The organism is Lactococcus formosensis, assembly GCF_018403745.1.
Taxonomy (GTDB): domain Bacteria; phylum Bacillota; class Bacilli; order Lactobacillales; family Streptococcaceae; genus Lactococcus; species Lactococcus formosensis.
This window is the reverse complement of sequence record NZ_BOVP01000003.1, coordinates 60,712-85,803: the sequence shown is the minus strand read 5'-3', so window position 1 is coordinate 85,803 and position 25,092 is coordinate 60,712. Positions and strand designations below refer to the sequence as shown.

The following is a 25,092-nucleotide window of genomic DNA, read 5'->3' as shown; positions in this document are numbered from 1 at the left end:
TTGCATATGCTCTATGTGTAAAAAAGGAAAGAGTAACTTCTTTCCTTTTTACTGGCACAATTTTATGTTTTTACTCATTTTTTTCTTTGACAAACCAAATCTCTTCGGCATATTGTCGTATCGTACGGTCGGACGAGAAAATTCCAGAAGTTGCAATATTCATCAAACTTGCTTGTGCCCAAGCTTTGGGATTACGATAGAGTGTTTCAAGATCTTTCTGGGCACGGACATAGTCATTAAAATCGCGCAGTAGGAAATATTCATCATTGAAGGCTGTAAGTGAGTCAAATATTTCAGGGCCTTCATTTGTAATATTAGGAATGGTTCCATCAACGAAGGCATTGAGGATACGATGCACAATAGGGTTTTGTTCGTAAATATCACGCGCATTGTAATTGCCATTTTTGTAGTACTCATAAACTTTATCCTTGGTTAGCCCAAAGATGAAGATATTTTCATCACCACAAGCTTCCTTAATCTCAATATTTGCCCCGTCTAAGGTCGCCATTGTAAGTGCACCGTTGAGCATAAATTTCATATTTGAAGTGCCCGATGCTTCTTTTGAAGCCAGTGAGATTTGTTCTCCTACATCTGCTGCTGGAATGATACTTTCAGCAAGACTTACATTATAGTTTTCCATAAAGATCACTTTGATTCGGTCCTTAACCACTGGGTCTGAATTAATCATATCAGCAATTTCATTGATGGCTTTGATAATGCTTTTAGCATAATGATAACCAGGCGCAGCTTTAGCACCAAAAATAAAGACACGTGGGACCATTTCTATGTCTGGCTGATCTTTGATATCAAAATAGAGTTTCAAGATGTGAAGTAAATTTAAAAGTTGACGTTTATAAGCATGCAGCCGCTTGACCTGTACATCAAAAATCGCATCAGGATTTACTTCAATACCATTTTTTTCCTTAATCAAGAGAGCTAAGGCTTTTTTGTTTTGAAACTTGACCGCTAAAAGTTCTTTCAGCGTTGCTTCATCTTCATAAAAAGCCTTTAACGCCTCGAGTTCCTTCAAGTCATGACGCCACGCTTTGCCAATCTTTTCATCAATCAGGTTTGACAAGCCTTCATTGGCGATTTGAAGCCATCTTCGATCTGCTATACCATTGGTTTTATTATTGAAACGCTCTGGGTATAATTGGTAAAAGTCATGTAACTCCACATCTTTAAGAATATCCGAATGAAGTTGGGCTACCCCATTTATTGAGTGCGAACCAATGATTGCTAAGCTCGCCATATGAATCTGACCATCTTTCACAATACTTGTTTTTTGTACCACTTCTGCACCTACAAGAGACGTCAATTCCTCTGTACGACGGTTGTCAATTTCCTTGATAATCTGATAAATCCTTGGCAAGAGCATTTGTACCATCTCTTCAGGCCATTTTTCTAAGGCTTCCGATAATATAGTATGATTGGTATAACTCATCACTTTAACGGTAATGTCCCAAGCTTGTGTCCATGACAGACCATTCTCATCGAGGAGAAGACGCATGAACTCTGGCACACAAAGTGCGGGGTGCGTATCATTGATGTGCACTGCAATATAGTCTGCAATCTGTATCAGTGGGGCATCATTATTAGCCTTGTAGTGTCGGATGATTCTTTGAAGTCCAGCTGATACAAAAAAATATTCCTGTTTAAGGCGAAGCAGGCGGCCATCATAGTTAGAATCATCAGGATATAGCTCAGCTGAAAGCATTGAAGTTTGGTTCATGTATTCCATGTTTTGGAACTTCACATCCAGATCTTGAGGCACTTCGGAATGCCACAGACACATATTATTTACGCGTGTATTTTCAAAACCAACCATGGGCGTATCATAAGGTACCGCTAACACACGCTCTTGATTACGATAACGCGGGATGAGATGGCCTGTCTCGTCTTCTTCTAACCAAGCTTCACCACCAAAAGTAACTTCGATGGCCTTATCTGCACGTCTCACCTCCCAAGGATTCACATTATTAAGCCATGAATCTGGTAGTTCAACTTGGTAACCATCAATTATTTTTTGTTTGAAGAGGCCATAACGGTAGCGTATCCCATTACCATTCACTGGAAAACCTGTAGAAGCTGCCGAATCCATAAAACAGCTTGCCAAACGGCCCAAACCACCATTACCAATAGCCATATCTGGTTCTATTTGGGCGACCTTTTCCAGATCAATGCCCAGATCTGCTAAACCGTCGCGAACCGTCGCTAAAATACCAAGATTAAGAAGATTGCTTTTCAGCATTTTTCCAGGCAAAAATTCTATGGAAAAATAATAAGTCTGCTTCTGTTGCACTTCATCTTTATACTGATTATCAGCTTGCCAAATTTGTGTATAATAGTGCTTCACAACAGAGGATAAGGTTGCAAAGGTTTCTGTGACCCCCGCCTTACTTACATCAGTAGCAAACTTGGACGTCAGTCTTTTTTCAAAGTCTTTTTTAAATTGCGTTTTTGAAAGCTTCAATATATCTTACTCCGCTTTTTGTTTTCTATTCCTACTTTAGGAAAGGTTTTCTGAGAGACAAACACGCTTTCTTTAGATTATTTCTTGATAAAGATGAATGTATTGCTCAGCCTTTGTCTTCCACGAAAAATCTTGCTTCATCGCACGAATTCTCAATTTATAAATAATATCTGGTTCACTCGCATATAGATTTAATGCTTGATTAATGGTATCCACCAAAACTTGTCCTGTAAAATCCACAAAGCCAAATCCTGTTCCTTCGGCTGTATAAGGATTATAAGGTTGAACTGTATCTTTGAGCCCACCAATTTCATGGACTATGGGCAGAGTACCGTAACGCATGGCAATCATTTGCGAAAGGCCACAAGGCTCAAATGCCGAGGGCATCAGGAAAAAATCGCTGGCTGCATAGATTTCCTGAGCGAGCTTCAAGTCAAAGCTAATGATTGCCGCACATTTTTCAGGATATTTTTCTGAAAAGTGACGGAAACCTTGCTCAATATCCGTATAGCCTGTTCCTAATATAACGACTTGTACATCTTGACTTAAAATGTCATCCATGCGCTCCAAAACAAGATCAAAACCTTTTTGAGTGGTCAAGCGACTGACAATACCTATCAAGGGCTTATCTGCAGCTACAGGAAGATCTACACGTTCTTGTAAGTCCTGCTTCATTTTCGCTTTGCCCTCCAAGTCAGAGCTTGAAAAATGATGTTCAATCCATTTATCTGTGGCTGGATTATAAACGTCATAGTCAATTCCGTTGACAATACCCACAAGTTTATCAGAGACATATCTTAAAATCGGGTCTAAACCACAGCCAAACTCAGGTGTTTGAATTTCCTGAGCATAGGTTGGTGAAACTGTATTGACACGATCCGCATAGAGGATCCCTGTTTTGAGGCTATTAAGCATATCATTATGACGTACAACGCCTTCATGATAACGCTCCATTCCCATACCAAAAAGTTCTGACAAAGCTGAACCTTGCATAATCCCCTGGAACTCAATATTGTGGATAGTCAATACCGTTTTTATATCGCGATAAGCATTGATCCACTGATATTTTTCCTTCAGGAGGAAAGGCAGCATAGCTGTATGACAATCATTGACATGAAGAATATCGGGAACAAAAGCTAAACGTTCTATCAGCTGCGCAATAGCAAGACAGAAAAAGGCCCATCGCTCTCCATCATCACCATAACCATAAATTTCATCACGACCAAAATAATTCTCATTATCTAGGAAATAATAAGTGACATTATCCTGAACTAAACGCTTTACGCCGACATATTCGTGACGCCATCCGACATTAACATAGTTCCAAAATTCATCTTTCATGTGAGCTTTATAGTGCTCAGCGATACCGTATTTGTAGTAAGGCAAGATGACCGCGACCTGCATATCGGGATTCTTGGCAAGTTCTTTAGGAAGAGCACCTGTGACATCTCCTAAACCACCTGTCTTAAAAAATGGCGCACACTCACTTGATGCAAATAATACTTTCATGCTTTCTCCTTATTCATCCTATGATTTTTGACTTCTCTTGCCCCTAAAGAAGACTATTTTTGAATAACGTCTTCCCTCACCACTGTATATTTCGGAATAACCACAGGATGCTCTGATGTACCTTCAACTTTCACACCACTTTCAATAATTACATGCTTGTCAACAATCGCATAGGCCACTTTTGCCCCACTTCTAATTTCACTATCGGTAAAGATCATCGCCTTTTCGACTGAGGCATTTTTTTCAATTTTTGAACGACGTGAGATTAAAGAATCTGATACCTTGCCTTCGATAACACATCCTGAACTCAGTTGACTGTTTGTGACATTACTCTCCCGTGAAAAGTAAGTTGGAACTTCATTGTTCATTTTCGTCCGTACAGGATGATTCCCATAGAGCAAAGCAGTAAAATTACTTGGTTCAAGCATCAGCATATTGGCATCGTAGTAAGACTTGATGCTCTTGATATTGCTCATGCAGCCTGTGTATTCGTAAGTATTAATATCAAATTCCACTAAATATTTACGTAATAGGCGTGAACTAGAAGCATACTCCCCCTCTTCTTGCATTCTTTGCAAAAAAGCAATCAGCCATTCTGTATCAACAATAAACATATTTAAACTGAGCGCTTCTTTCTCTTGAACATCCGTAAGCTGAGAGAGGAAGCTGCTTGAGGCTTTATTATCTTTGTCAAAGCGAATAATGGTATCCGAAGCTTCTGCTACATCTGGTGAAACTTTTTTATAGACCGCAGTAATTGGCTTTTCAGAAGCTTTGTGAATTTTTAAAACTGCTGCTAAGTCAACATTACAGATAAATTTACTGTCCAGCAAAACCGTATAAGCTGCTTTCGCTTTCCGCAAAAAATTAATCTGCTGATTAAAATAAGGCTGTCCTTGCTCTTTAAGGCGCTGAAAATCTTGCTGGATATAGACAAAATAGCGATTTTTAAAACTATCAAGCCCCCACTCGCTTCCTGCGCCCATATGATCGAAGATAGACTGTGTCTCTCCTTGGTTTGCCGTCATAAAGATGGAGCTCACCTGTGCATTGGCTAAAGAAGATAAAGGAAAATCAATCAGGCGATATTTACATTCAAAGGGCAATGTCGCAATCGGACGTTGATCAGTAAGAGGAGAGAGTTCTTCATTACGTGTGACATTCGACAAGATTGCACAAATTTTATTTTCAGTCTTCATTTTCTTCCCCTCTTACTTCTCCGTGGCCAATAACAGCAATATCACCTGGTTTTCCGATTATTTCTACATTGTCCCCAATTTTAGCTTTTTCTCCAAGAATGGCATATTGGATGGTGACATTTTTTCCGATATATGCGCCAGACATGACAAAACTTTTTTCGATTTTACTTCCCTCTTGAACATGGACATTCTGGGATAAGATCGTATCGGTCACTTCTCCGTCCACGTAACAGCCATCTCCAATCAAGGCAGCTTTTACCTTGGCATTTCTCGTTAAATATTGTGGTGCTGAATTGTCATTACGAGAATAAATTCGCCATTCCTTATCCTTTATATCTAGTTCATTTCCAAGATTGAGGAATTCCATACTGGATTCATGCAGACTATCAATCGTTCCCACATCTTTCCAATAGCCTTTAAAACGGTAAGCAAAGACATTTTCACCAGAGTCAATATAGGCAGGGATGACATTGCTACCAAAATCTTCCATATCCACGCCTTTAGCATAACCTGTCACCAAAACATCACGGAGTCGCTTCCAGTTGAAGATATAAATCCCCATCGATGCAAGATTGGATTTTGGTTCTGCTGGCTTTTCTTCAAATTCAATAATACGGTCATTATCGTCTGTATTCATAATACCGAAACGACTGGCCTCTTCCATAGGTACTTCCATGACTGAAACCGTCAAGCTTGCTTCATTTTCCTTGTGGCTCGTTAGCATTGCTTCATAATCCATCTTATAAATGTGATCTCCTGATAGTACTAAGATGTATTCTGGGTCTTTTTTGTCAATGTAAGCCATATTTTGATAAATAGCATGTGCGGTCCCTTCAAAGTACTTGCTTCCTTCTGTTGAGGAATAAGGTTGTAGAATTGTTACATCACTATTTACACCATTTAACCCCCAAGGTGCCCCGTTTCCGATATGCTCATTAAGTACCAAAGGTTCGTATTGGGTAATTACTCCTACATTTTTAACATTTGAATTGACACAGTTAGATAAGGCAAAATCGATAATTCGGTAACGTCCGCCAAACGGTACAGCTGGCTTTGCGACATCCTTCGTCAGCTTACCAAGACGCGTGCCTTGCCCACCGGCAAGTATTAGACCAAGCATTTCTATTCCCATAATAGACCTCCACTTTATATGCATCATTAGAAATTTTTAATTAACTTAATGTAATTTTATATGATTAAAATATAAAAGTCAAATGTTTTTAATGTAAAACTCATTTTACTGCTATTCTTACATTAAAAAAACACATTAACCCCTGATTTATCATAGTTTCTTTAAAACTTTCCATGCAAAAACCTTTACTAAAATTTTTATTTAAAAGAATTAAAAATAAAATTTTTCTCATTTAACCTCGATACTCTACATGGTTTTTTTACAAAAATTTCACAACGTTATAAATTATAAAATTCTGAAAATTCACAATAAAAAATTTAACCTCTCTACTCTATTAAAACTGTTTTTACTTTATTGTACTCTCATATACCTTCATTATAGTATTTTACTATAAAATTTGCTAATATTAATTTTAAATATCAAGAAAAGACACAGAAACGTAAATTTTCTGTGTCTTTTATTTTTATTTTTTGATTAGATTAGTCAACATACCATTAATAAATTTACTTGATTTTTCATCACTGAAATCTTTAGCAAGTTCGATAGATTCATTGATTGCAACCAAATCTGGCGTTTCAGTAAAGAGAATCTCATAAGCACCTAAACGAAGCAAGGCTTGCTCCACTGTTGTTAAGCGCGAGAAAGTCCAGCCTTTTGCCAAATGCTCAGATAAGGCAGCATCAAGAACATTTTGTTTCTCTAAGATGCCATCGACCAATTCTGTAAAATAAGCCGGTGCTTCTACGGGTTCATCTGTGTCGTTATCATAATTTAAGGCAAAAGTTTTGGCTTGAACTAAGATATCTTTAGAAGCCGTAGTAAATTTTGGCTCAGTCATCGCCAAAATTTCGGCAACTTCATTTTGAACAGTCAAAGGTTTGAAGAGCTCAACCGTAATTTTCTCACGAACACTTACGTGAACGTCAGAGAAAATGCGGTTAAAAACTTCTAATTTTTGCTCTGGTGTCTCTGACCGGAAACTTGCACGTAAGAAATCACGAACACGAACCGCAATATTTTCTTCTTCAAGCTCAATATTGAAAAGACGTACCAAGTTCAGATTCATAAAGACATCTTTGTACAAATCAATAGCTTCTTGATCCGTCATACGTTTTGTATAACCACCAAAATCACGAATAAAACTCAAAGCTTTGTAGACAGCAGTTTTTTCACGGTTTGGAATATCTAAAATTTCATAAATCTTATCAATTTCTTTTAATGGTTTTGTGAAAAAGCGTGGAAAATCACGTACTGTGATACGTTCATCTTTATAGGCAACATCAAAACGAATAGGTTTTGCCAACTCACGATTAATCTTTTCAACATTATTTTTAAACTCTGTCAGAACTGTTTCTGACATTGCTTTTCTGATTTCGTATTCAAAAAGTGTTTGCACAGTGCGCTGACGAATGCTATGTTGCGTTAGCTTGTTAGGCATCAAAGAAACCCTCATCAAACAAATCGTCAAAGCTTGGTTTTGGTAATTTTTCAGGAACGATACCCACCACGTGGATGTTCACATCATCAATTACGATTTCTGTTGCTTGTTCAACTGCTTCTTTCACTTCTTTTTGAATGTTCATGGCTACTTGTGGTACGTTGATACCGAAAGCCAAGTAAACATAGATATTGACAACAACTTTGTCGTTTTTACTTTCGATATAAACGCCACGGCCTTCTGATTTTTTGCCGAGGCTATCTGAAAAGTGCTTGTTACGCAATGCATAAACACCATCGATTTTTGCAGTTGTGATACCGATAATTACTTCAAGAACTTCTGGTGCAATAACAATTTCACCAAGTTCTTCAGTATGAACAGTTGTATCTGCCATATTTCTCTCCTCTATCTTTTCTTTTGTTTCTCCGTGGAGCAGGGCTTTTATAACACCTCAACTTGTGTGAGCGCTAGCCAAAACGGCTTATGCACGTTTAAGGTATTCACCTGTTTGTGTATTGATTTCAAGTTTTGTTCCTGCTTCGACAAAGTCAGGGACATTGACAACCAAGCCAGTTTCCATTGTTGCTGGTTTACCTGACCCTGTTACTGTTGCACCTTTGATAGAAGGTTGAGTTTCAGCGACTTCAAGGACAACAGTAGTTGGCAATTGAAGTCCGATTACTTCTGTACCGTAAAATTGGATTTTTACATCTGTATTTTCAAGGACATAAAGCAATTCTTCTTTAACTTGTTCAACAGGAATTTCATATTGATCATATGTTTCGTTGTTCATGAAGAAAGCTGTATCATCCATTTGGTAAAGATATTGTGCAGCTACTGTATCAATCACAGCTTGTTCAAATTTGTCTTCTGGACGGTATGTGTCGTCAAATGTAGAGCCTGAACGCACATCACGCAATTTCATACGCATGATTGTGTTACCTTTACCTGGTTTGTGGTGACTTGCTTCCATAACACGGAGGAGTTTGTCTCCGTTCAAAAATGTCATTCCGGCTTTGAGGTCTTTTGCTGCTACCATAATTATATATATCTCCTAGTGAATATTCTATTTACCGCCCAAAGAGGCAGCTTTTAACAATTCATTTTAGCACAAATTCACCCTTTTTTCAAATGTCTGTTTATTTCTTTCAGAGAAACTTTAAAGCATATGAAGCTCTTAATGTAAGAGTTTAAATTAAAGAATGAGAAGTTCTTTCGGCGATTGGGTCAGTACCTGACAGCCCTCCTCAGTAATAAGTAAATCATCTTCTATCCGTACACCACCAAAGTCAGGAATATAGATACCTGGTTCGTCGGTAACAACCATATTAGACTTGAGTTCGCCTTTTGCTTTAGCACCAAAATAAGGAATTTCATGCACATCTAAGCCTAAACCATGACCAATCCCATGTGTGAAGTATTCCCCATATGAGGCCGCTTCAATGATATCACGTGGCACTTTGTCAAAGTCAGCAAGAGACATGCCCGCTTTTGCTTTTGTAATTAGAGTTTCATTTGCTTGGCGTACTGTATGATAGATTTCACGCATCTTCGGACTTGCTTCACCAACAAAGACTGTTCTTGTCATGTCACTCGCATAATGATTGTAGTAACATCCGAAGTCTATCGTTACAGGATCTCCAAACTCAATCATTTTATGGGTTGCTACTCCATGTGGTAAACTGCTGCGTTTTCCTGAAGCAACGATTGTGTCAAAAGAGATGCCACTTGCACCCATTTCTCGCATTTTGAAGTCAAGAAAATTAGCGACTTCTATTTCTGTTCTGCCTGGCTCGATATATCTCAATACAGCTTCAAATGCCTTATCCGCAATTTGACAAGCTTTCTTAATTGTGGCGATTTCATCCGCATCTTTGATTTGGCGCAACTCAGCTACAAAGTTTGTCGTAGGAACAAGCTTTGCCTTCTTTAATTTTTCCGTTAATACACGATAAAATGCAAAATCAACTGTATCTTCAAAAGCAATAGTTTGAAGGTCTTCAGCAAGGGCAGCAATTTCAGATAAGGCATCACGTGTCTGGATGATTTCAAAACCGGTAATCACTTGACGTGCAATTCCAATATAACGGTCATCCGTCATAAAGTAGGAATGCTCTGCTGTCATGAAAATCGTGCCAGCTGTACCCGAAAAACCTGTCAGATAGTAGATATTTTTCATATCAGTAAGTATTAAGCCATCTAAATTTTCTCGCGCTATTTTTTCTTTTAAGTTACTTATTCTCATTGATTTCTCCTTTTAATTGGGATGTTTTCTTCTATTATAACAAAGTCTGAACTATAATATTTAATCTTTATCTAGAGAAAAAAGAACTCCTAAAAGCAGAAGTTCTTTCCTTTATTCTGATTCTGCCAACAAATTTTTGGCATCCGTAAGTGTCTCAATAAAACGGTCCGCTTGCTCTTGATTAATACCGAAATAGTTATCCTTAACCGCCCAAACGGTGGCTCCAGCCGCCTTACCCGCCATAATACCATAATGGGAATCTTCAATAATCAGGGTTTCTGAAGGTTCTACACCAAGCTTTTCCATAGCAGCCAGATAAATAGCTGGGTTAGGCTTAGATTGCTCAAACTCGTCCTGCCCTGACAAGAAAAACTCAAAATACTGTCGTAAATCATGCGTATCCAAGACTTCAGCAATCTCATGACGACGAGAACTTGAAGCTACGGCCATTTTATATCCCTTTTCTGAGAAAGTCTTCAAGGCATCGGTGACACCAGGAAAAAGGAGCTCTTTATAAGGGATTGGAAATTGTGCATCGTAATCCAAGAAATCTTGGTGCACTTGCGCTGCACGCGCCTCCGTAAACTCATCACGTAATACTTTGGGCCACATGTCTTTCAAAACACTGCCTACAAAATCTTTTGGCGTTAAATGGCTGGCATCAATTCCATTTTCAACGAAAAAGTTATCTAAAACCTTAGAGTGAAAACGTTCTGAATCTACCAAAACACCGTCCATATCAAATACAATTGCTTTAAATTTCATAGCTTTATTATAGCATAAGTAAGCGGTTATTTTTTTATATTGAGATGTAATATACGAGGCATTGCTTATCTTGTTTTTTATTTAGAGATACTGGAATCACTTAGATTACTACGTACCATCACTCCTCCGCCTTCCCATCAGAACCAAGCACTTGAATTTTTTGTTTCACAAGTTCTTTGACTGCTTGTTTAGCTGCGGAGTTATATTTTTTCGGATCTACAACTTTTTCATCTTCGGAGATGTAGGATTTGATGGCATTTGTGAACACAGCGCGAAGTTCAGTGGCATAGTTAACCTTAGCAATCCCCATAGCAACAGCTTTTGAAACATCTTCGTCAGGAATTCCTGACGTGCCGTGAAGCACCAATGGTACATCACCCGTTTTCGCTTTGACAGCCTCTAAGACGTCATATTGTAACTTTGGCTCTGCTTTGTAAAAGCCGTGTGAGTTGCCGATACCGATAGCTAAAAAGTCAACATTTGTAGCCTTGACAAATTTTTCAGCTTCTTCTGGATCGGTAAAAGCTACCGCCTCTGCATTATTGCCATCTTCTTTGCCACCAACAATACCAAGTTCAGCTTCTACTGGAATACCCATCGAGTGTGCCATCTTGACCACTTCTTCAGTTATTGCGACATTTTCTTCAAATGGTTTTTTCGAAGCATCAATCATCACCGAAGTATAACCTGTACGCAAGCAACGTGCTACGCGTTCAAAATCATCCCCATGATCAAGGTGCATCACTACAGGTACTGAGACCTTGTCTGCTGCTGCTTTAACCATATGGTAGAACATTTCTGGGGGTGTCGTATTGAGCGTACCCGAAGTTGTTTGGACAATGACGGGGGCATTCATCTCTTGCGCTGCTTCTACGATTGCTTCCGCCATTTCCATATTTTCTGCATTAAAAGCACCAATGGCATAGCCGTTTTTAAATGCCTTTTCTATCATTTCTTTACTTTTTACAAGTACCATTTTTTCTCCTCTTTGCGTCTTTGTTTTATATTTTCTCTACTTTGAGTTGGTCAAACAAAGCTTGATAATTTGTCCTATTAATATGTCCTGTCTTCGCCTCCTGCGCATTGAGCATGCCGCATACATTAGCACCTTTCAAGGTATTCTCAACCGTTTCATTCTGTCTTATCCCATAAACAAGTCCTGCAACAGTCGCATCACCGGATCCGACAGGATTTACTACATCTATTTTAGGGATTTTTACACGATAAAAGTCATCCGAAACTTTAGCAAACGCGCCTTCTTTTCCAAGAGAAACCACAATCCACTCAATACCGTCAAAAAGCCTATCCTGTAAACTTTCTTTGATATTTTCTAAGGTGACTTCTTTCCCTAACAAATCCGTCAATTCTTCCAAGTTGGGTTTGATTACACTTGGCTTATGTGGGTTTTTAAGCACTGCTTCAAGTGCGCTTCCCGAACAATCCAAAACTACTGTTTTCTCCTGCTTGTTGGCAATTGCGATAAGCTCAGAATAGAAAGTTTCCTGTAAGCCATCAGGCAGAGAACCTGAAATGGCAATTGCTTCAACTTCAGCTAACATTGCTTTAAAATTGTCAATAAACTCTTCGGCTTCTTCCCTTAAAATCCGTGGCCCTTTTTCTAAAATCTCGGTCTGTTGTCCTTCGTGTAAAATCGCAATACAGTTACGTGTCTTTCCAGAAATCTTAGTAAATCGACTATCAATGCCTTCACTTTTTAAGTTCTCGACAATCTGCGCACCTAAGATATCGTCAGCAAATCCTGTCGCTAAGACCTCTGCACCTAGTTCTTTTAGCACACGTGATACATTAAGCCCTTTACCACCAGCCGTTTTACCAACCTGTACTACACGATTGACCGTATTTAAGTGAAAGACTTCCAATGGATATGAAATATCGATAGCAGGATTGAGTGTGACTGTTAAAATACTCATGGCTTACTGCTCTCCTATTTTTCCAGAGGATGGATAATCACGCCTTTTACGACACGGTTCACTGTGCCTGATGCTGAAGGTGTATCAGGCGTGTTTTTCACCAAAATTGAAGCATTCAAGGCAATGACATGAGCAAATGCAAATGCTGGGAAGACAAGATAGGCTTCTTTGAGCTCTGGCGCTTCTTTATACGTAAAGCCTTCAGTAAGATTTTGCCCGATGACGACTGTTCGCTGAGCAATTGCATCACCTGCAACCTCCTTGTAGAGATCCAAGTCATATTGACGTGTATAAGCGTTATTGGCAGCAAAGACGAAAACGACAGTATTTTCATTAATGAAAGATTTAGGTCCATGACGGAAGCCCATTGAGCTGTCAAACATGGTTGCTATTTTTCCTGCTGTTAATTCCAAAACCTTGAGTTGGGCTTCACGTACAAAACCTGAAAGTGTACTTGAGCCCACGTAAACCATACGGTCTGTATCGTCATTTAGAAAACTTACAATTTCCGTTTCTCGCTGAAAAACATCTGCGGCCAAGTCCGCGGCAATGCTGACCTGCTTTTCTTTATCCGAAAGTTCTTCTGTTGAAAAAATAAGCGTTGATAAAAGCGTCATTGAACTGCATGATCCGGTCATTGCAAAACCTTTATCGTTAGACTCATCTGGCAGGATACAAGTCAAAGCATTTTCCATGGTGAGAGCTTGCTGAGCGAGCTTGCCTTCTTTGGCACAAGTGATGACCAACTGATAACTGTCTTGGACTAGCTCTTCGACAATATTGACTGCGGCGACAGATTCAGGGGAGTTCCCACTGCGTGCAAAGGAAACCAACAAGGTCGGTGTATTCTGCTCCAAAGTAGCTTGTGGAGCCGCTACGATATCTGTTGTTCCGATTGATTCAAAACGGAAATGTACCGTATCTCCCAACTCAATTAAACTTTTAAGTACCGTGTCACCCACATACTGCGAGCTACCTGCCCCAGTGAAAATAACTCGGATAAAGCCATGTTTTTCGATAAGTTTTGCTAAGAAAGCATCAATTTCTGTTTTTCTTTCTGCGTATTCTCCGAAAACCTTGCGCCATAAGTCTGGTTGCCCTAAAGTTTCTTTAACAGTGATAGCCGCACCTAGTTCTTTGAGTCGTTCTTCTGGTAATTGAAGCATATTATTCCCTCGATTTCTATTTTTCTTTAAGCTTATGGTATCTATTATAAGGTGATAACCATAGGAAAATTTTCCAAATGGGACTTTACCAAAACGGAAATTTTTCCTGATTTCAAGGGAACAATCACTTAGGTCATATCATGGGAAACCGAAATCTGTAGCACTCCGCCTAAGTCTGACCATCCTTTCACGGATTTTGCTTGACTCTTATGCTCTAAGAAAAAAAGAAATATAAAAAAGTAAGTGTCTTTGTCCCACACTTACTTTTTTATATTTACGGCCAGATTGAAGGCCAGATACCTATTCCTGAGCCAAGGATACCAAGGCAGAGGAGTAAAAGGATACAACGGATAGGTGTCCATTTGTGCTTCTGCATGAGATAGAACAAAAGTAAAGTTAATCCTAACGGCAACATTGATGGCAAGATACCATCCAAGATGGATTGAATATTAATTTCAGCTTCACCATTTGGAATGACAATGTTTACTGAAGTAGCTCCCATAGCTGAAGTCAATGCTCCTACTACGAAAATACCAAGGATAGAAGCTGCGCGTGTAAATTCTTTTGCATTAGCAGTCATGATGCTGATAGCATCTGTTCCTTTTCGGTAAGACCAATGCATCAGGAAGTAGCGCAAGCCGAACTGTACAGCATTGAAAATAAAGAGGAAGATGAACGGTGCTGCGATATTTCCAGCAATCGCCATATTGGCTGTTATCCCTGCCGTGATTGGTACAAGCGTGAACCAGAAGAGTGCATCACCAATCCCTCCAAGTGGTCCCATCGCTGCAACACGAACGGCACGTATCGTTTGAATATCTGTTTTATTTTGCTCAAGTGAAAGCACAATTCCCATTACAAAGTTAACCAAAAATGGGTGTGTGTTGAAAAACTCTAAATTGTGCGCCATGGAAGCTGAAAGGTCTTTTTTGTCCGTGTGGATTTTTTCCAATCCGGGCAAGATCGAGTAGAGCCATCCACCGGCTTGCATCCGTTCATAGTTAAAAGATGCTTGGAGGTAAACGGAGCGCCAAACCATTTTGTTGAGTGTTTTTTTATCAAGTTGTGGTGCTGGCGTTTGGTTAGAATAATTATCAGGAATATTAAATACCATCTTCATAATCTCCTTCACTAGCTGGTGCTGCAGCTGCTGCTGCTTTGAGTTTTGTATTCATTTGGAAATCCCAGTAGGCGAATGCAAAACCAATGACGGCGAGTAAAAGTAATGCTGGACCTTTGAGCGCTTCAATACCGGTAACAATAACAGCAAGCACGAAGCCCAGGAAGTAGAATCCCCAAAGTTCTTTTGAAACCATAACTTTAATCAAGATTGCAAAACCGACATAACGCATCATGTTCCCAGATGCACCGAGTCCACTCATAAGCCAGGCTGGAATAGCATTTACTACTGTATCGCCAAAGGCTTTCCCTCCAATAAAGAAGAGAGTTACAACAATACCAAAGATTGTTCCAAGTGCACACATCGCTAACCAGTTAATTTTAGCGATTCCGGCTGGGTTTGCTTCTTCTGCATATTTATCCGCGACACCCATCACCGGTGCCATAATTGTGAAGATTAAGGTTACACCATATTGACCCAGCAATGAGAATGGGATAGCTGTAGCAACGGCGGCAGCGGGTTGGAGACCAAGCGTGATAGCCAAGACTGTTGCCATAATACCACCGATAACCGCATTTGGTGGTTGAGCCCCACCGACCGGCATATTACCAATAGTCATCAGTTGATAAGTACCACCAACAATCAAACCGGTTTGAACATCACCGAGAATAAGACCGATGACCAAACCGGTAACGATCGGTTGGTACAAAGATTGAAGTAAACTAAATTGGTCAATAGCAACGACAAAAGTCACTGCAAAGATCAAAATAATCTGAAAAATGGAAGCATCCATAATTTTTTCTCCTTATATTTTTTGTTGGATTTTAACTAAAAAATTGGGAGCCTATAATATCAAAACGAGAAAAATAAATTCACTTGACAATAAATACTCTATTTTCTAGCAAAAACCTCTTGTTACCTAAATTAGAAATGTACCACGAGTATCATTTGAAGAGCTTATCCAATGGCTCTACTGCTGTCGTCGGCACGCGCTGTATCTCAAGCTCAACACCAAGTTCTTTCAGTTTCTTAAATGCTGCCACATCATCATCATCCACAGCAATAACAGTTGCGACTTGTCGTTTTCCTTCTGACATGTGCATATTACCGATATTCACTTTTTTAATGGGCACGCCACCTTCAACAAGACGTAACACATCTTGAGGATTTTCACAGATAATAAAAATCAATTGTCGATCTGCAGCTTTACTAATAATGTCAATCGTTTTTTGGAGACTAAAGTAGCGTGTCGCAACTCCAGTCGGTGCAGCCATATCCATCAGTGCTTGACGCTGTGGATTGCTTGCCACATCATCATTTGCGACAAGCAAAAGGTTGGAGCCGACAAAGCTGTTCCACTGTGTGGCAACTTGACCGTGAATCAAGCGATTATCAATACGAGTAAGTAAAATATTTGGCATAATAATGACCTTTCTTAATAGAGAATAGGAACCTGTTTGTTCGTATTCAAATTTTATTTAATACCCTAGAAACTAGGAAAATGAACGTTTTACAATATCTGCGTGATAGCATAACGTGAAACTCTAATCACCAACTTATCCGCAAGTTTTATGCGACAGAATTCTTCGTCTAAATCAGTAATAACTCCTGTCAAGCCGCCACTAAACATGACCTCACTCCCTACAGCAAGATTCTGATGCAACTCGGCGATAACTTTCTTACGCTTGCTAAACTGCAGACCACTAACAATGCTATAAAAAGCACCGCCTAGAAGAATAAAACCAACAAAGACAAGTGAACTGTTGATAATAAATTGTGCCGTCATTTAAATGCCATCACTTTCTTCAACTTGTTGCTCCTTTTTGCCGAGCGCTAAGTCAAAAGTGACACCATCTTTAGCTGTAGAAACAGACAAATCAAGTATTAAATCAGCCTCTGTTCCCATCATTCCTTGAGAAACAAACTCAATCAGCATCGGAAGATTCGTTCCCGTAAAAATATGCACGTTCTCACTATCTCCTTTAGCTATCATTGCTTTATTAAAAGGTGTCCCTCCAAGTAGATCCGTAAAAATGGCTACTTCTTCATCATTTTTACAAAAATCATTTAAAGCATTTTGATATTCTTCAAGATTAGTTGTTTCATCAAAAGTAAGTGTGTGTAAGTCTGCTTGTGGTCCGGTAATTAATTCAACCGCGCTCTTCATACCTTCTGCAAAATGCGCATGCCCAGAAATTAAAGCTTTCATCAGTTCTCCTTGTCTTCTAAATTTAGTTTTATTATAAGCTATGAATTATAGGAAATTTTTCCAAATAAGACCTATATTTTTGGTAAATTTTCCTGAATTAACCGCTTACAAGATTTTCGTTTAGTTAATGCGTAAATTAAATTTTTAGGATTATATCGCCCGTTCACCGTCTACATACACTTCCGAAAGTTGCATATCAGGGCTTAAAACGATAAAATCTGCACTGTACTCTTCTTTAATTTGACCGCAACGATCATCGATATTAACAGACTTGGCAGCAGTTAAGGTCGCCATCATAAGAGCTTCCTCCGGCGTTGCAATCCCCCAATCTACTACATTTTTAACCGCATCCTTTAACATAAGGACAGAGCCAGCCAAACTATTTCCTTCTTTAAGATGAGCAGCGCCTCCTTCAACACGTACAGGAAATTCTCCCAACATGTAATCTCCATCGGGCATTCCTGCAGCACGCATTGCATCGGTAATCAGGACCGTGTGCGCTGTACCCTTACTTTGAATTAATATTTTAGCCGCTGTCGGATGAACATGATGTCCGTCACAGATCAACTCGGCATATGTATTCGGAAGGCTCAGTGCCGCACCAACCATCCCGGGTTCCCGATGGTTAAAGGGACTCATTCCATTAAATGTATGGACAAAGACAGTAGCACCTGCTTCTACTGCTGCTGTTGCTTGAGCTAAAGTAGCGTTAGAGTGTCCCAAAGCAACCGTGATTCCTCGATTTGTTAAAGCTCGGATAAATTCGATACTTCCCTCTCTCTCAGGTGCAACGGCTATTTTTCGAATCATACCATGCGCTGCTTGGTTCCAATTTTCAAATTCTTGCACATTTGGATCTGTCATATAAGCGGGATTTTGGGCACCTTTATGTTGAGTAGTAAAGTATGGTCCTTCAAAGAAAAGACCTTGTATTTTGGCCCCTTTAATTGCTGGCTTATAATTTCCAACTACTTCGCAGACTTCTCTGAGGCGCTCATGTTCCCCTGTTAATGGTGTAGCTATCCAAGAAGTTACACCTCCTCTAAGCAAACCCTGACTCATCTTATCAAGAAGCTCTGTCTGCCCATCCATCACATCTGCGCCATCGAAACCATGTATATGTGTATCCACCAATCCTGGCGCAATCCAGTACCCTGTATAATCTTTGACCTCAGCATCTTCAGGAACTTCTTGCATGTGTTTGCCAAATTTACCCGCTTTAATTTCTAAATAACCACCACTGAGCGTATGATAAGGATAAAAAAATTTATCTGCTTTAATATAGTAAGTCATACCTTGCCTCCATTTATCTTTTTTCTTAGTATAAATCAGAAATAAGGGGAAAATTTTCCAAAAAGTCCCTTATGTAAGTGGAAAATTTTCCCAAAAAAAGCAGAGATTTTATCTTCTCTGCTTGTCTTATTTAGTCTTCACGAATTGGTGCTAGATTTTTGTAAAGGGCAAAAGCATCTAGCAAGATGCGATTCACAACTTGTAAACATAGGCGACTCCCCACGTCTAAACCAAAATTGATCGTTTTTTGAGTTGATTTGTAAGCATGGATGCAAACATCGGCTTGACTTCCGATGGCACTCGGCATTGCTCCCACGAGTGCAATAATCTTCGCTCCCCGATTTTTCGCTTTATGTAGCGCTTGTACAATCTCGGGTGTTTCGCCACTCAAAGAAAAAGCAACGATTAGATAATCACGATTGGCTTTACTTGCAAAATACTGCATATAGTCAAAATCATCATGAATCACACAAAGTTTTCCAAAAAGTTGCAACTTATCCATCATTTCCCGTGCAACATTCGCACTCAATCCTGCACAAAAAATCATAATTTTGCTATGATGATCAATCAACTTAATAGCAGCTTCAATATCATCGGCGGAAAGTTGATTAATGGTCCGTGTAATTTCTATTTCGTTCTTACGAATCGCCTGATTAACCTCTTTTGAAAAGCCATTTTTGCGGCGCTCGTTTTTGGTATTACGAATAGTTTGTTTAAAGTCAGAATAACCATCGTAGCCCATTTTTTTTAGTGTTCTATTAACTGTGGAAACACTGACATGTGATTCTGCTGCTAATATCGAGATAGATAGATTAGGAATGCGATTTAAATTATCTTGGATATGATTCCAGCAATATGACTCTGCTTCACTTAATGTTTTCAATCCTTACTCCTTTCTCTTCAAACTTTGTATCTTAAAGTGTTCCAAGTCAATATTTTTCATAGTTTTCAAAAAGATACTCTAAATCATCAATGGTTTTCAAAAGCTCCTGACCGATGTTAGTATCCTTAACACAGGTTCTTTCCTCTACTTGATCAACCAGTCGCTTGACGCTTACAATGTCACTGCCGTCTTCGACAGCTGCTTTTATCGTTTTAAAAGGCTCGTGGGCTGCTAACTGCATACCATAGCTGTTATAAAGCAAAGTGTACCCCGCAATCCCAGTCTCTTTTTGGTAAGGCTTAGAAAAACCGCCATCAATTACAATCAGTTTACCACCAGCTTTGATTGGTTCTTCACCTTTCTTTTCTTTGACCGGCGTATGTCCATTGATGATATGTCCTTTTTCATCCATGCCAAAATTTTTCAAGATACGGCTAATCGTCTCAGGCTCTTCTCTGAGGCGATAATAAGGATTTTTCTTTTCCACATGTGTTGCCTTGTCTGAGATATAATAACGTTCAAAAGTCGTCATCGCCTCTTTACCAAAAAGCGATGAAGATTCCCCCACCCACAAATACCAGAGTAAGTCTGTGGATAAGTCTTCTTTCACATCAGGATGCGCCAAACTCTTTCTCACATGGTCTTCGAAAAGATCCAGCAGCTCACGCCCAGAGTAAGCTTCTCCTTCAAGCCTGAAACATTTGAAGTCGCCGTTTTCATGAAGGGGTAGGCAACCATGAATCAATAAATTGCCATTGTAAGAAAGATACATCGAGCCTTTTTCTAAAAGAAAATCAATATGTTTTTTGAGTTTTTGGGAAGCCTGAAAATTTTTCAGCAGTTTTTTCAGTAAGAGTTCTTCCTCGGCTGTTAACTGCTCTGGCTGAGCTGGATCAACCGTGGGCGCTTGAAACTCTTGCAAATCATACTCGTTGCCTTTGAGCGAGATACGTTTTTCCTCGTAATTAATAAAATGCAACACATCGCGCTCTTCCAGATGAAAATCTGGGCGCCTTGCAATTAATTGGCTTTCTAACTTGAACTGTAGGATTGCTGTTGCTTGTTGAAGTTTATTGAGTAAATCACACTCCTCCTGTGACAGATATTCTCCTTCCGTCAAACGAGGGGCAAAGGCTGTACTGGGCTCATAATACCGCTCCGCATACTCGATTAGCGGACGTAAATTAATCCCATATGAATCTTCAAGAATATCCAAGTTACCATAACGGGAGCTAATACGAATAACATTCATCATCGCAAGCGGTGAACCTGCGATGGCTGCCATCCAGATAATATCATGGTTGCCCCATTGAACATCCACCGATGGCATACTCATCAGACGATCAATGATTTTATCAGGGTAAGGGCCTCGGTCATAAATATCACCCACGACATGTAAATGATCGACGGTCAAGCGTCTCACACTATCCGCAAGTGCAATGATTAAGCTTGGAAGTTCACCCAAATATTGTAGTTTTTCAATGATAGAATCAAAATAAGCACGCTTTTCTGAACTTGACTCAACTTCATGTTTTAATTCCTCAAGAATATAGCGGAATTTTTCTGGAAAAGCTTTACGTACTTTCGAGCGTGTGTATTTTTTTCCTGCAAATCGCGCGAGCTTCAACAAGGAAATCAAGTTCTCGCGACAATAATAAGCAAAAGCATTTTGTGAAAGTTGGCTCTCTTTGGAAGCCAACTTTTCTTCTGGGTAATAAATCAAAGCTGCAAGCTCTGAAACCTCTGTGGGATCTAAGTCAGGAAAACATTCACGGAGTTTTTCTTTAATCGAACCTGAGCCGTTACGCAAAACGTGATTAAAAGCATCATATTCCCCATGTATGTCACTCACAAAATGCTCTGTCCCTTTAGGAAGTTCACAAATGGCACTAAGATTTATGATCTCGGTTAAAACTGCTTCTTTGGATACAAACTGTTCTTTTAGCAGTTTATAGTACTTTTCATCCATGATCTGTTTTTCTCCTCTAATTCTTGCTTCTTGATAAAAGCAACATGCCTACATTATATTATTTTTAACATTTATAGTAAAGCGCTTTCTTCAAAATATGCTTTTCTCACATAAAAAAGAGCAAAGATTAGACTTTGCTCTTTTTCAAATCAAACGTTATAATTTTTGTTTTAAATATTGTCCAGTATAAGATTGTTCAACCTCAGCAACTTCTTCTGGTGTACCAGTAGCTAAGACAGTTCCACCGCCAGCACCACCTTCTGGTCCTAGGTCAATAATGTAGTCAGCCGTCTTAATCACGTCAAGATTATGTTCAATAACAACGATGGTATTGCCCTGATCCACAAGACGATCTAAAACTTTGATCAATGTGGCGATATCTTCGCTGTGCAAGCCTGTTGTAGGCTCATCCAGGATATAAAAGCTCTTGCCTGTACTGCGTTTTTGTAGCTCAGAAGCCAGTTTCATCCGTTGCGCTTCACCACCAGATAAGGTTGTGGCTGGTTGACCCAAAGTGACATAGCCTAAGCCGACATCAACGATGGTTTGCAATTTTCTCTCAATTTTGGGAATATGACGGAAGAATTCCAAAGCATCCGACACGCGCATATCAAGAATTTCTGAAATATTTTTCCCTTTATAATGTACTTCCAAGGTCTCTGAGTTATAGCGTTTGCCATGACAGATTTCACATGGGACATACACATCTGGAAGAAAGTGCATTTCAATCTTGATAATACCGTCACCCGAACAGGCTTCACAACGTCCGCCTTTCACGTTAAATGAAAAACGTCCTTTTTTGTAGCCGCGAATTTTGGCTTCGTTTGTTTCCGCAAAGAGTCCACGGATATCATCAAATACAGAGGTGTAAGTAGCTGGATTTGAACGGGGAGTACGTCCGATCGGCGATTGGTCAATATCAATCAAACGTTCAATCTCTTCATAACCAGTAACTTTTTTATGTTTGCCCGGTTTTTCTGAATTATGATTGAGTTTTTGCGCCAAGGTTTTCTTCAAAATCGAATTAACCAAGGTAGATTTACCCGACCCTGAAACACCGGTTACAGCTGTCATAATCCCTAAAGGAAATTGGGCATCGATATTTTGTAAATTATTTTCGGAAGCTCCAATGACCTTCACCATACGCTTTTTATCGATTTTACGGCGTTTTTCAGGTACAGGGATGGAGCGTTTCCCAGATAGATATTGTCCTGTCAAAGATTTTTTATTTTTCGCTACTTGTTTTGGCGTTCCAGCAGCGATGATTTCACCACCTAAATCTCCAGCGCCTGGTCCGACATCAATCAGCCAATCTGCTGCTTTCATCGTATCTTCATCATGCTCAACCACGATAAGTGTATTGCCTAAATCACGCATTTTTTGGAGGGATTCAATCAAGCGGTCATTGTCTCTTTGATGTAGACCAATTGATGGCTCATCAAGAATATAAAGAACACCTGAAAGGTTAGAACCTATCTGTGTCGCTAAACGAATACGTTGCGATTCTCCACCCGATAGGGTCCCTGAAGCCCGTGAAAGTGTCAGATAGTCTAGCCCTACATTTTTTAAGAAAGATAAGCGATCCTTGATTTCTTTCACAATGGGTTGGGCAATCATTTCATCGTTTGCAGATAAAGTAAGTGCAGCTACGAACTCTAACTCGTCACCGATAGCTAAATTAGAAAGTTCGCCAATATGTTTTCCATCAACCTTAACGGAAAGGGCTTGATCGTTCAAACGATAGCCATGACAAGTCGTACAAGTCAGCTCAGTCATGTAGCCGCGCAAGTACTCACGTGTATAGTCACTTGAAGTTTCGCGGAAACGACGGTTGATATTATTAATAATACCAGGGAAAACCATGTCTTTATCAGACACATTACCAAAATCACCGACATAATGAAAATGAAACTCTCGTTTACCTGAACCGTTAAGGATAAGGTCTTTGTGTTCCTCAGGTAAGTCTGCCCATGGCGTATCCATGTCAATCCCAAAATCTCGGCAAGCACACTCTAGCATGGTTGGGTAGTAATTTGAGGATATGGGATTCCATGCAACTATAGCGCCTTCACGTAAGGTCTTGCTGTCATCAGGAATAACCAAGTCAGGATCGACTTCGTTTTTCATTCCGAGACCATCACAGTCCGGACAAGAACCAAAAGGTGCATTAAATGAAAAAAGACGTGGTTCTAACTCAGGAACTGTAAAGCCACAAACAGGACAGGCATAGAACTCGCTAAAAAGGAGTTCCTCCCCATCCATCTTATCCACAATAACATAGCCTTCAGCAATACGAAGTGCTGCTTCGACAGAGTCAAACAAACGTGAACGAATGCCTTCTTTTACGACGATACGGTCAATAACGACTTCGATATTGTGCTTTTTATTTTTATCAAGCTCTGGTGCTTCTGTCACATCGTAAACTTCACCATCTGCGCGGACACGGACATAGCCTTCTTTTTGCACCCGCTCAAAAACTTTAACGTGTTGTCCTTTTTTACCACGCACAATTGGTGCTAAAATCTGTAGGCGTGTTTTTTCTGGCAATTCAAGGATTTGATCCACAATTTCTTCAACCGATTGTGCTGAAATTTCTCCGTGTCCATTGATACAGAAAGGTTTTCCGACACGCGCAAAAAGTAGACGGAGATAATCGTTAATCTCCGTTACTGTTCCGACAGTAGAGCGTGGATTTTTACTGGTTGTTTTCTGGTCGATAGAGATGGCTGGCGACAATCCGTCAATACTGTCCACATCTGGTTTATCCATATTACCTAAAAACTGACGAGCATAAGCAGATAATGATTCGACATAACGACGTTGTCCTTCAGCATATAAAGTCTCAAAAGCCAGAGAAGATTTCCCTGAACCTGAAACACCTGTAACAACAACCAACTTATCACGTGGAATAGTAACATCTATATTTTTTAAGTTGTGCTCACGCGCACCATGTATCACAATTTTATCTTGGGGCATTTGTTTTTCCCTTCTTACTTCTCTCCCATAGAACTGGGACCGAATTTCTTATTTTCGATAAAGATACTTCAATTATACTACATTTTAAGGTACAATAGCCTTATCATGAAATCTTATTTTGTCTATGTTTTGCATTGTGCTGACGGTACGCTTTACTGTGGCTACACCGATGATGTTGCTAAGCGTCTCGAAACACATAATGCAGGTAAAGGTGCTAAATATACCAAAGCACGCCGCCCGCTCCAACTTCTTACTGCCGTTGAATTTTCAGATAAGAAAGCAGCCTTAAAATGTGAATGGTGGTTCAAGCATAAACTCAAGCGACCACAAAAATTAAAATTAATTGAAGAAAAAACAATCAAAGAAACCTTTGAAAAAGAACTTGCAGCAAAAGAAAAAGGATAAAATATCCCTTTTTGCAGTTTAATTATAAAAAAGCAAACTATAGTTTGCATTTTTATAATTTTTCTAATTTAACAGCTGTACCATATGCAGCTACTGAGTCCACATTGCCAAACGTTGAAGAGTCAAAACGCATTGCCAAAATTGCATTGGCACCTTTATCTCTTGCTTCTTCTGCGAGACGTTCAATAGCACTCTCACGCGTTTCATGTTGAAGCTTTGTATACCCCGCGATTTCACCTCCAACAATCGTTTTTAATTGTTGACCTGTACTTGAAAACACGTTACGTGAACGAGTAGTTAAGCCAAAAACTTCACCATAGACTTCAACAACACGATAGCCTGGGGCATCATTTGTAGTTAAAATTAAAATATCTTTCAT

Annotated in this window: 23 protein-coding genes; 1 reads left to right on the top strand and 22 read right to left on the bottom strand. The window is 39.5% G+C overall.

The window, feature by feature from the left end:
- Positions 1 to 70: 70 nt before the first annotated feature.
- From KJS37_RS03895 to uvrA, 21 genes are all read right to left on the bottom strand, one after another.
- Positions 71 to 2,473 carry a glycogen/starch/alpha-glucan phosphorylase gene (locus KJS37_RS03895; RefSeq protein WP_213495986.1) on the bottom strand — a complete coding sequence of 801 codons (2,403 nt, stop codon included), beginning with the start codon at positions 2,471 to 2,473 and terminating at the stop codon, positions 71 to 73.
- Positions 2,474 to 2,545: 72 nt separating this feature from the next.
- Positions 2,546 to 3,982, bottom strand: a complete 1,437-nt coding sequence (gene glgA / locus KJS37_RS03890; RefSeq protein WP_213495984.1) for a glycogen synthase GlgA — start codon at positions 3,980 to 3,982, stop codon at positions 2,546 to 2,548.
- A 53-nt stretch (positions 3,983 to 4,035) separates the two neighbouring features.
- Complete coding sequence (gene glgD / locus KJS37_RS03885) at positions 4,036 to 5,181, bottom strand: glucose-1-phosphate adenylyltransferase subunit GlgD (protein ID WP_213495981.1); 1,146 nt, start codon at positions 5,179 to 5,181, stop codon at positions 4,036 to 4,038.
- Positions 5,171 to 6,313: a glucose-1-phosphate adenylyltransferase gene (locus KJS37_RS03880; RefSeq protein WP_213495979.1), complete on the bottom strand. Its 1,143-nt coding sequence runs from the start codon at positions 6,311 to 6,313 to the stop codon at positions 5,171 to 5,173. The genes glgD and KJS37_RS03880 overlap by 11 nt, the downstream gene beginning before the upstream one ends.
- A gap of 463 nt (positions 6,314 to 6,776) precedes the next feature.
- Entirely contained in the window at positions 6,777 to 7,751 is a 975-nt protein-coding gene (gene nusB, locus KJS37_RS03875) for a transcription antitermination factor NusB (RefSeq protein WP_017368582.1), read from the bottom strand.
- Positions 7,744 to 8,145, bottom strand: a complete 402-nt coding sequence (locus KJS37_RS03870) for an Asp23/Gls24 family envelope stress response protein (protein WP_165712410.1) — start codon at positions 8,143 to 8,145, stop codon at positions 7,744 to 7,746. The genes nusB and KJS37_RS03870 overlap by 8 nt, the downstream gene beginning before the upstream one ends.
- 87 nt (positions 8,146 to 8,232) lie before the next feature.
- A complete protein-coding gene (gene efp / locus KJS37_RS03865; protein ID WP_003132984.1) occupies positions 8,233 to 8,790 on the bottom strand; it encodes an elongation factor P in 558 nt (185 codons plus the stop codon).
- A gap of 156 nt (positions 8,791 to 8,946) precedes the next feature.
- Positions 8,947 to 9,996 carry a M24 family metallopeptidase gene (locus tag KJS37_RS03860; protein WP_213495977.1) on the bottom strand — a complete coding sequence of 350 codons (1,050 nt, stop codon included), beginning with the start codon at positions 9,994 to 9,996 and terminating at the stop codon, positions 8,947 to 8,949.
- A gap of 111 nt (positions 9,997 to 10,107) precedes the next feature.
- Positions 10,108 to 10,761 (bottom strand): HAD family hydrolase, encoded by a 654-nt coding sequence (locus KJS37_RS03855; protein WP_213495975.1) that lies wholly within the window; start codon positions 10,759 to 10,761, stop codon positions 10,108 to 10,110.
- A 118-nt stretch (positions 10,762 to 10,879) separates the two neighbouring features.
- Positions 10,880 to 11,737: a class II fructose-1,6-bisphosphate aldolase gene (fba, locus tag KJS37_RS03850; RefSeq protein WP_213495973.1), complete on the bottom strand. Its 858-nt coding sequence runs from the start codon at positions 11,735 to 11,737 to the stop codon at positions 10,880 to 10,882.
- Positions 11,738 to 11,762: 25 nt separating this feature from the next.
- Positions 11,763 to 12,692, bottom strand: a complete 930-nt coding sequence (gene lacC / locus KJS37_RS03845; protein ID WP_213495971.1) for a tagatose-6-phosphate kinase — start codon at positions 12,690 to 12,692, stop codon at positions 11,763 to 11,765.
- 14 nt (positions 12,693 to 12,706) lie between these two features.
- Positions 12,707 to 13,858 (bottom strand): SIS domain-containing protein, encoded by a 1,152-nt coding sequence (locus KJS37_RS03840; protein WP_213495969.1) that lies wholly within the window; start codon positions 13,856 to 13,858, stop codon positions 12,707 to 12,709.
- 274 nt (positions 13,859 to 14,132) lie between these two features.
- The gene (locus KJS37_RS03835; protein WP_014025198.1) at positions 14,133 to 14,972 is read right to left on the bottom strand and encodes a PTS system mannose/fructose/sorbose family transporter subunit IID; all 840 of its coding nucleotides are present in this window, start codon (positions 14,970 to 14,972) and stop codon (positions 14,133 to 14,135) included.
- Positions 14,962 to 15,771 (bottom strand): PTS mannose/fructose/sorbose/N-acetylgalactosamine transporter subunit IIC, encoded by an 810-nt coding sequence (locus KJS37_RS03830; RefSeq protein ID WP_017368572.1) that lies wholly within the window; start codon positions 15,769 to 15,771, stop codon positions 14,962 to 14,964. Before KJS37_RS03830 ends, KJS37_RS03835 begins: the two co-directional genes overlap by 11 nt.
- Before the next feature lie 151 nt (positions 15,772 to 15,922).
- The gene (gene agaV / locus KJS37_RS03825) at positions 15,923 to 16,399 is read right to left on the bottom strand and encodes a PTS N-acetylgalactosamine transporter subunit IIB (protein WP_165714856.1); all 477 of its coding nucleotides are present in this window, start codon (positions 16,397 to 16,399) and stop codon (positions 15,923 to 15,925) included.
- Between the two features lie 89 nt (positions 16,400 to 16,488).
- The gene (gene yajC, locus KJS37_RS03820) at positions 16,489 to 16,764 is read right to left on the bottom strand and encodes a preprotein translocase subunit YajC (RefSeq protein ID WP_213495967.1); all 276 of its coding nucleotides are present in this window, start codon (positions 16,762 to 16,764) and stop codon (positions 16,489 to 16,491) included.
- On the bottom strand, positions 16,765 to 17,187 hold the full coding sequence (locus KJS37_RS03815; RefSeq protein ID WP_213495964.1) for a PTS sugar transporter subunit IIA: 423 nt from the start codon (positions 17,185 to 17,187) through the stop codon (positions 16,765 to 16,767).
- 150 nt (positions 17,188 to 17,337) lie between these two features.
- Positions 17,338 to 18,480, bottom strand: coding sequence for an N-acetylglucosamine-6-phosphate deacetylase (nagA, locus tag KJS37_RS03810; RefSeq protein WP_213495962.1), 1,143 nt, complete (start codon positions 18,478 to 18,480; stop codon positions 17,338 to 17,340).
- A gap of 130 nt (positions 18,481 to 18,610) precedes the next feature.
- The gene (locus KJS37_RS03805; protein ID WP_017368567.1) at positions 18,611 to 19,363 is read right to left on the bottom strand and encodes a MurR/RpiR family transcriptional regulator; all 753 of its coding nucleotides are present in this window, start codon (positions 19,361 to 19,363) and stop codon (positions 18,611 to 18,613) included.
- Between the two features lie 46 nt (positions 19,364 to 19,409).
- Positions 19,410 to 21,332 (bottom strand): fructose-bisphosphatase class III, encoded by a 1,923-nt coding sequence (locus KJS37_RS03800; protein WP_017368566.1) that lies wholly within the window; start codon positions 21,330 to 21,332, stop codon positions 19,410 to 19,412.
- A 156-nt stretch (positions 21,333 to 21,488) separates the two neighbouring features.
- Positions 21,489 to 24,308 (bottom strand): excinuclease ABC subunit UvrA, encoded by a 2,820-nt coding sequence (uvrA, locus tag KJS37_RS03795; protein WP_213495960.1) that lies wholly within the window; start codon positions 24,306 to 24,308, stop codon positions 21,489 to 21,491.
- Between the two features lie 105 nt (positions 24,309 to 24,413).
- On the opposite strand from uvrA, the gene KJS37_RS03790 reads away from it, so the two are divergent.
- Positions 24,414 to 24,713 (top strand): GIY-YIG nuclease family protein, encoded by a 300-nt coding sequence (locus KJS37_RS03790; protein WP_213495959.1) that lies wholly within the window; start codon positions 24,414 to 24,416, stop codon positions 24,711 to 24,713.
- Positions 24,714 to 24,765: 52 nt separating this feature from the next.
- Here KJS37_RS03790 and KJS37_RS03785 read toward each other — a convergent pair whose 3' ends face one another.
- Positions 24,766 to 25,092, bottom strand: a complete 327-nt coding sequence (locus tag KJS37_RS03785; protein WP_003133007.1) for a heavy metal-binding domain-containing protein — start codon at positions 25,090 to 25,092, stop codon at positions 24,766 to 24,768.

Coding starts and splice junctions, on each gene's coding strand:
- glgA (WP_213495984.1), bottom strand. CDS start 3,982: ATGAAAGTATTATTTGCATCAAGTGAGTGTGCGCCATTTTTTAAGACA.
- glgD (WP_213495981.1), bottom strand. CDS start 5,181: ATGAAGACTGAAAATAAAATTTGTGCAATCTTGTCGAATGTCACACGT.
- KJS37_RS03880 (WP_213495979.1), bottom strand. CDS start 6,313: ATGGGAATAGAAATGCTTGGTCTAATACTTGCCGGTGGGCAAGGCACG.
- nusB (WP_017368582.1), bottom strand. CDS start 7,751: ATGCCTAACAAGCTAACGCAACATAGCATTCGTCAGCGCACTGTGCAA.
- KJS37_RS03870 (WP_165712410.1), bottom strand. CDS start 8,145: ATGGCAGATACAACTGTTCATACTGAAGAACTTGGTGAAATTGTTATT.
- efp (WP_003132984.1), bottom strand. CDS start 8,790: ATGGTAGCAGCAAAAGACCTCAAAGCCGGAATGACATTTTTGAACGGA.
- KJS37_RS03860 (WP_213495977.1), bottom strand. CDS start 9,996: ATGAGAATAAGTAACTTAAAAGAAAAAATAGCGCGAGAAAATTTAGAT.
- KJS37_RS03855 (WP_213495975.1), bottom strand. CDS start 10,761: ATGAAATTTAAAGCAATTGTATTTGATATGGACGGTGTTTTGGTAGAT.
- fba (WP_213495973.1), bottom strand. CDS start 11,737: ATGGTACTTGTAAAAAGTAAAGAAATGATAGAAAAGGCATTTAAAAAC.
- lacC (WP_213495971.1), bottom strand. CDS start 12,692: ATGAGTATTTTAACAGTCACACTCAATCCTGCTATCGATATTTCATAT.
- KJS37_RS03840 (WP_213495969.1), bottom strand. CDS start 13,858: ATGCTTCAATTACCAGAAGAACGACTCAAAGAACTAGGTGCGGCTATC.
- KJS37_RS03835 (WP_014025198.1), bottom strand. CDS start 14,972: ATGGTATTTAATATTCCTGATAATTATTCTAACCAAACGCCAGCACCA.
- KJS37_RS03830 (WP_017368572.1), bottom strand. CDS start 15,771: ATGGATGCTTCCATTTTTCAGATTATTTTGATCTTTGCAGTGACTTTT.
- agaV (WP_165714856.1), bottom strand. CDS start 16,399: ATGCCAAATATTTTACTTACTCGTATTGATAATCGCTTGATTCACGGT.
- yajC (WP_213495967.1), bottom strand. CDS start 16,764: ATGACGGCACAATTTATTATCAACAGTTCACTTGTCTTTGTTGGTTTT.
- KJS37_RS03815 (WP_213495964.1), bottom strand. CDS start 17,187: ATGAAAGCTTTAATTTCTGGGCATGCGCATTTTGCAGAAGGTATGAAG.
- nagA (WP_213495962.1), bottom strand. CDS start 18,480: ATGACTTACTATATTAAAGCAGATAAATTTTTTTATCCTTATCATACG.
- KJS37_RS03800 (WP_017368566.1), bottom strand. CDS start 21,332: ATGGATGAAAAGTACTATAAACTGCTAAAAGAACAGTTTGTATCCAAA.
- uvrA (WP_213495960.1), bottom strand. CDS start 24,308: ATGCCCCAAGATAAAATTGTGATACATGGTGCGCGTGAGCACAACTTA.
- KJS37_RS03790 (WP_213495959.1), top strand. CDS start 24,414: ATGAAATCTTATTTTGTCTATGTTTTGCATTGTGCTGACGGTACGCTT.
- KJS37_RS03785 (WP_003133007.1), bottom strand. CDS start 25,092: ATGAAAGATATTTTAATTTTAACTACAAATGATGCCCCAGGCTATCGT.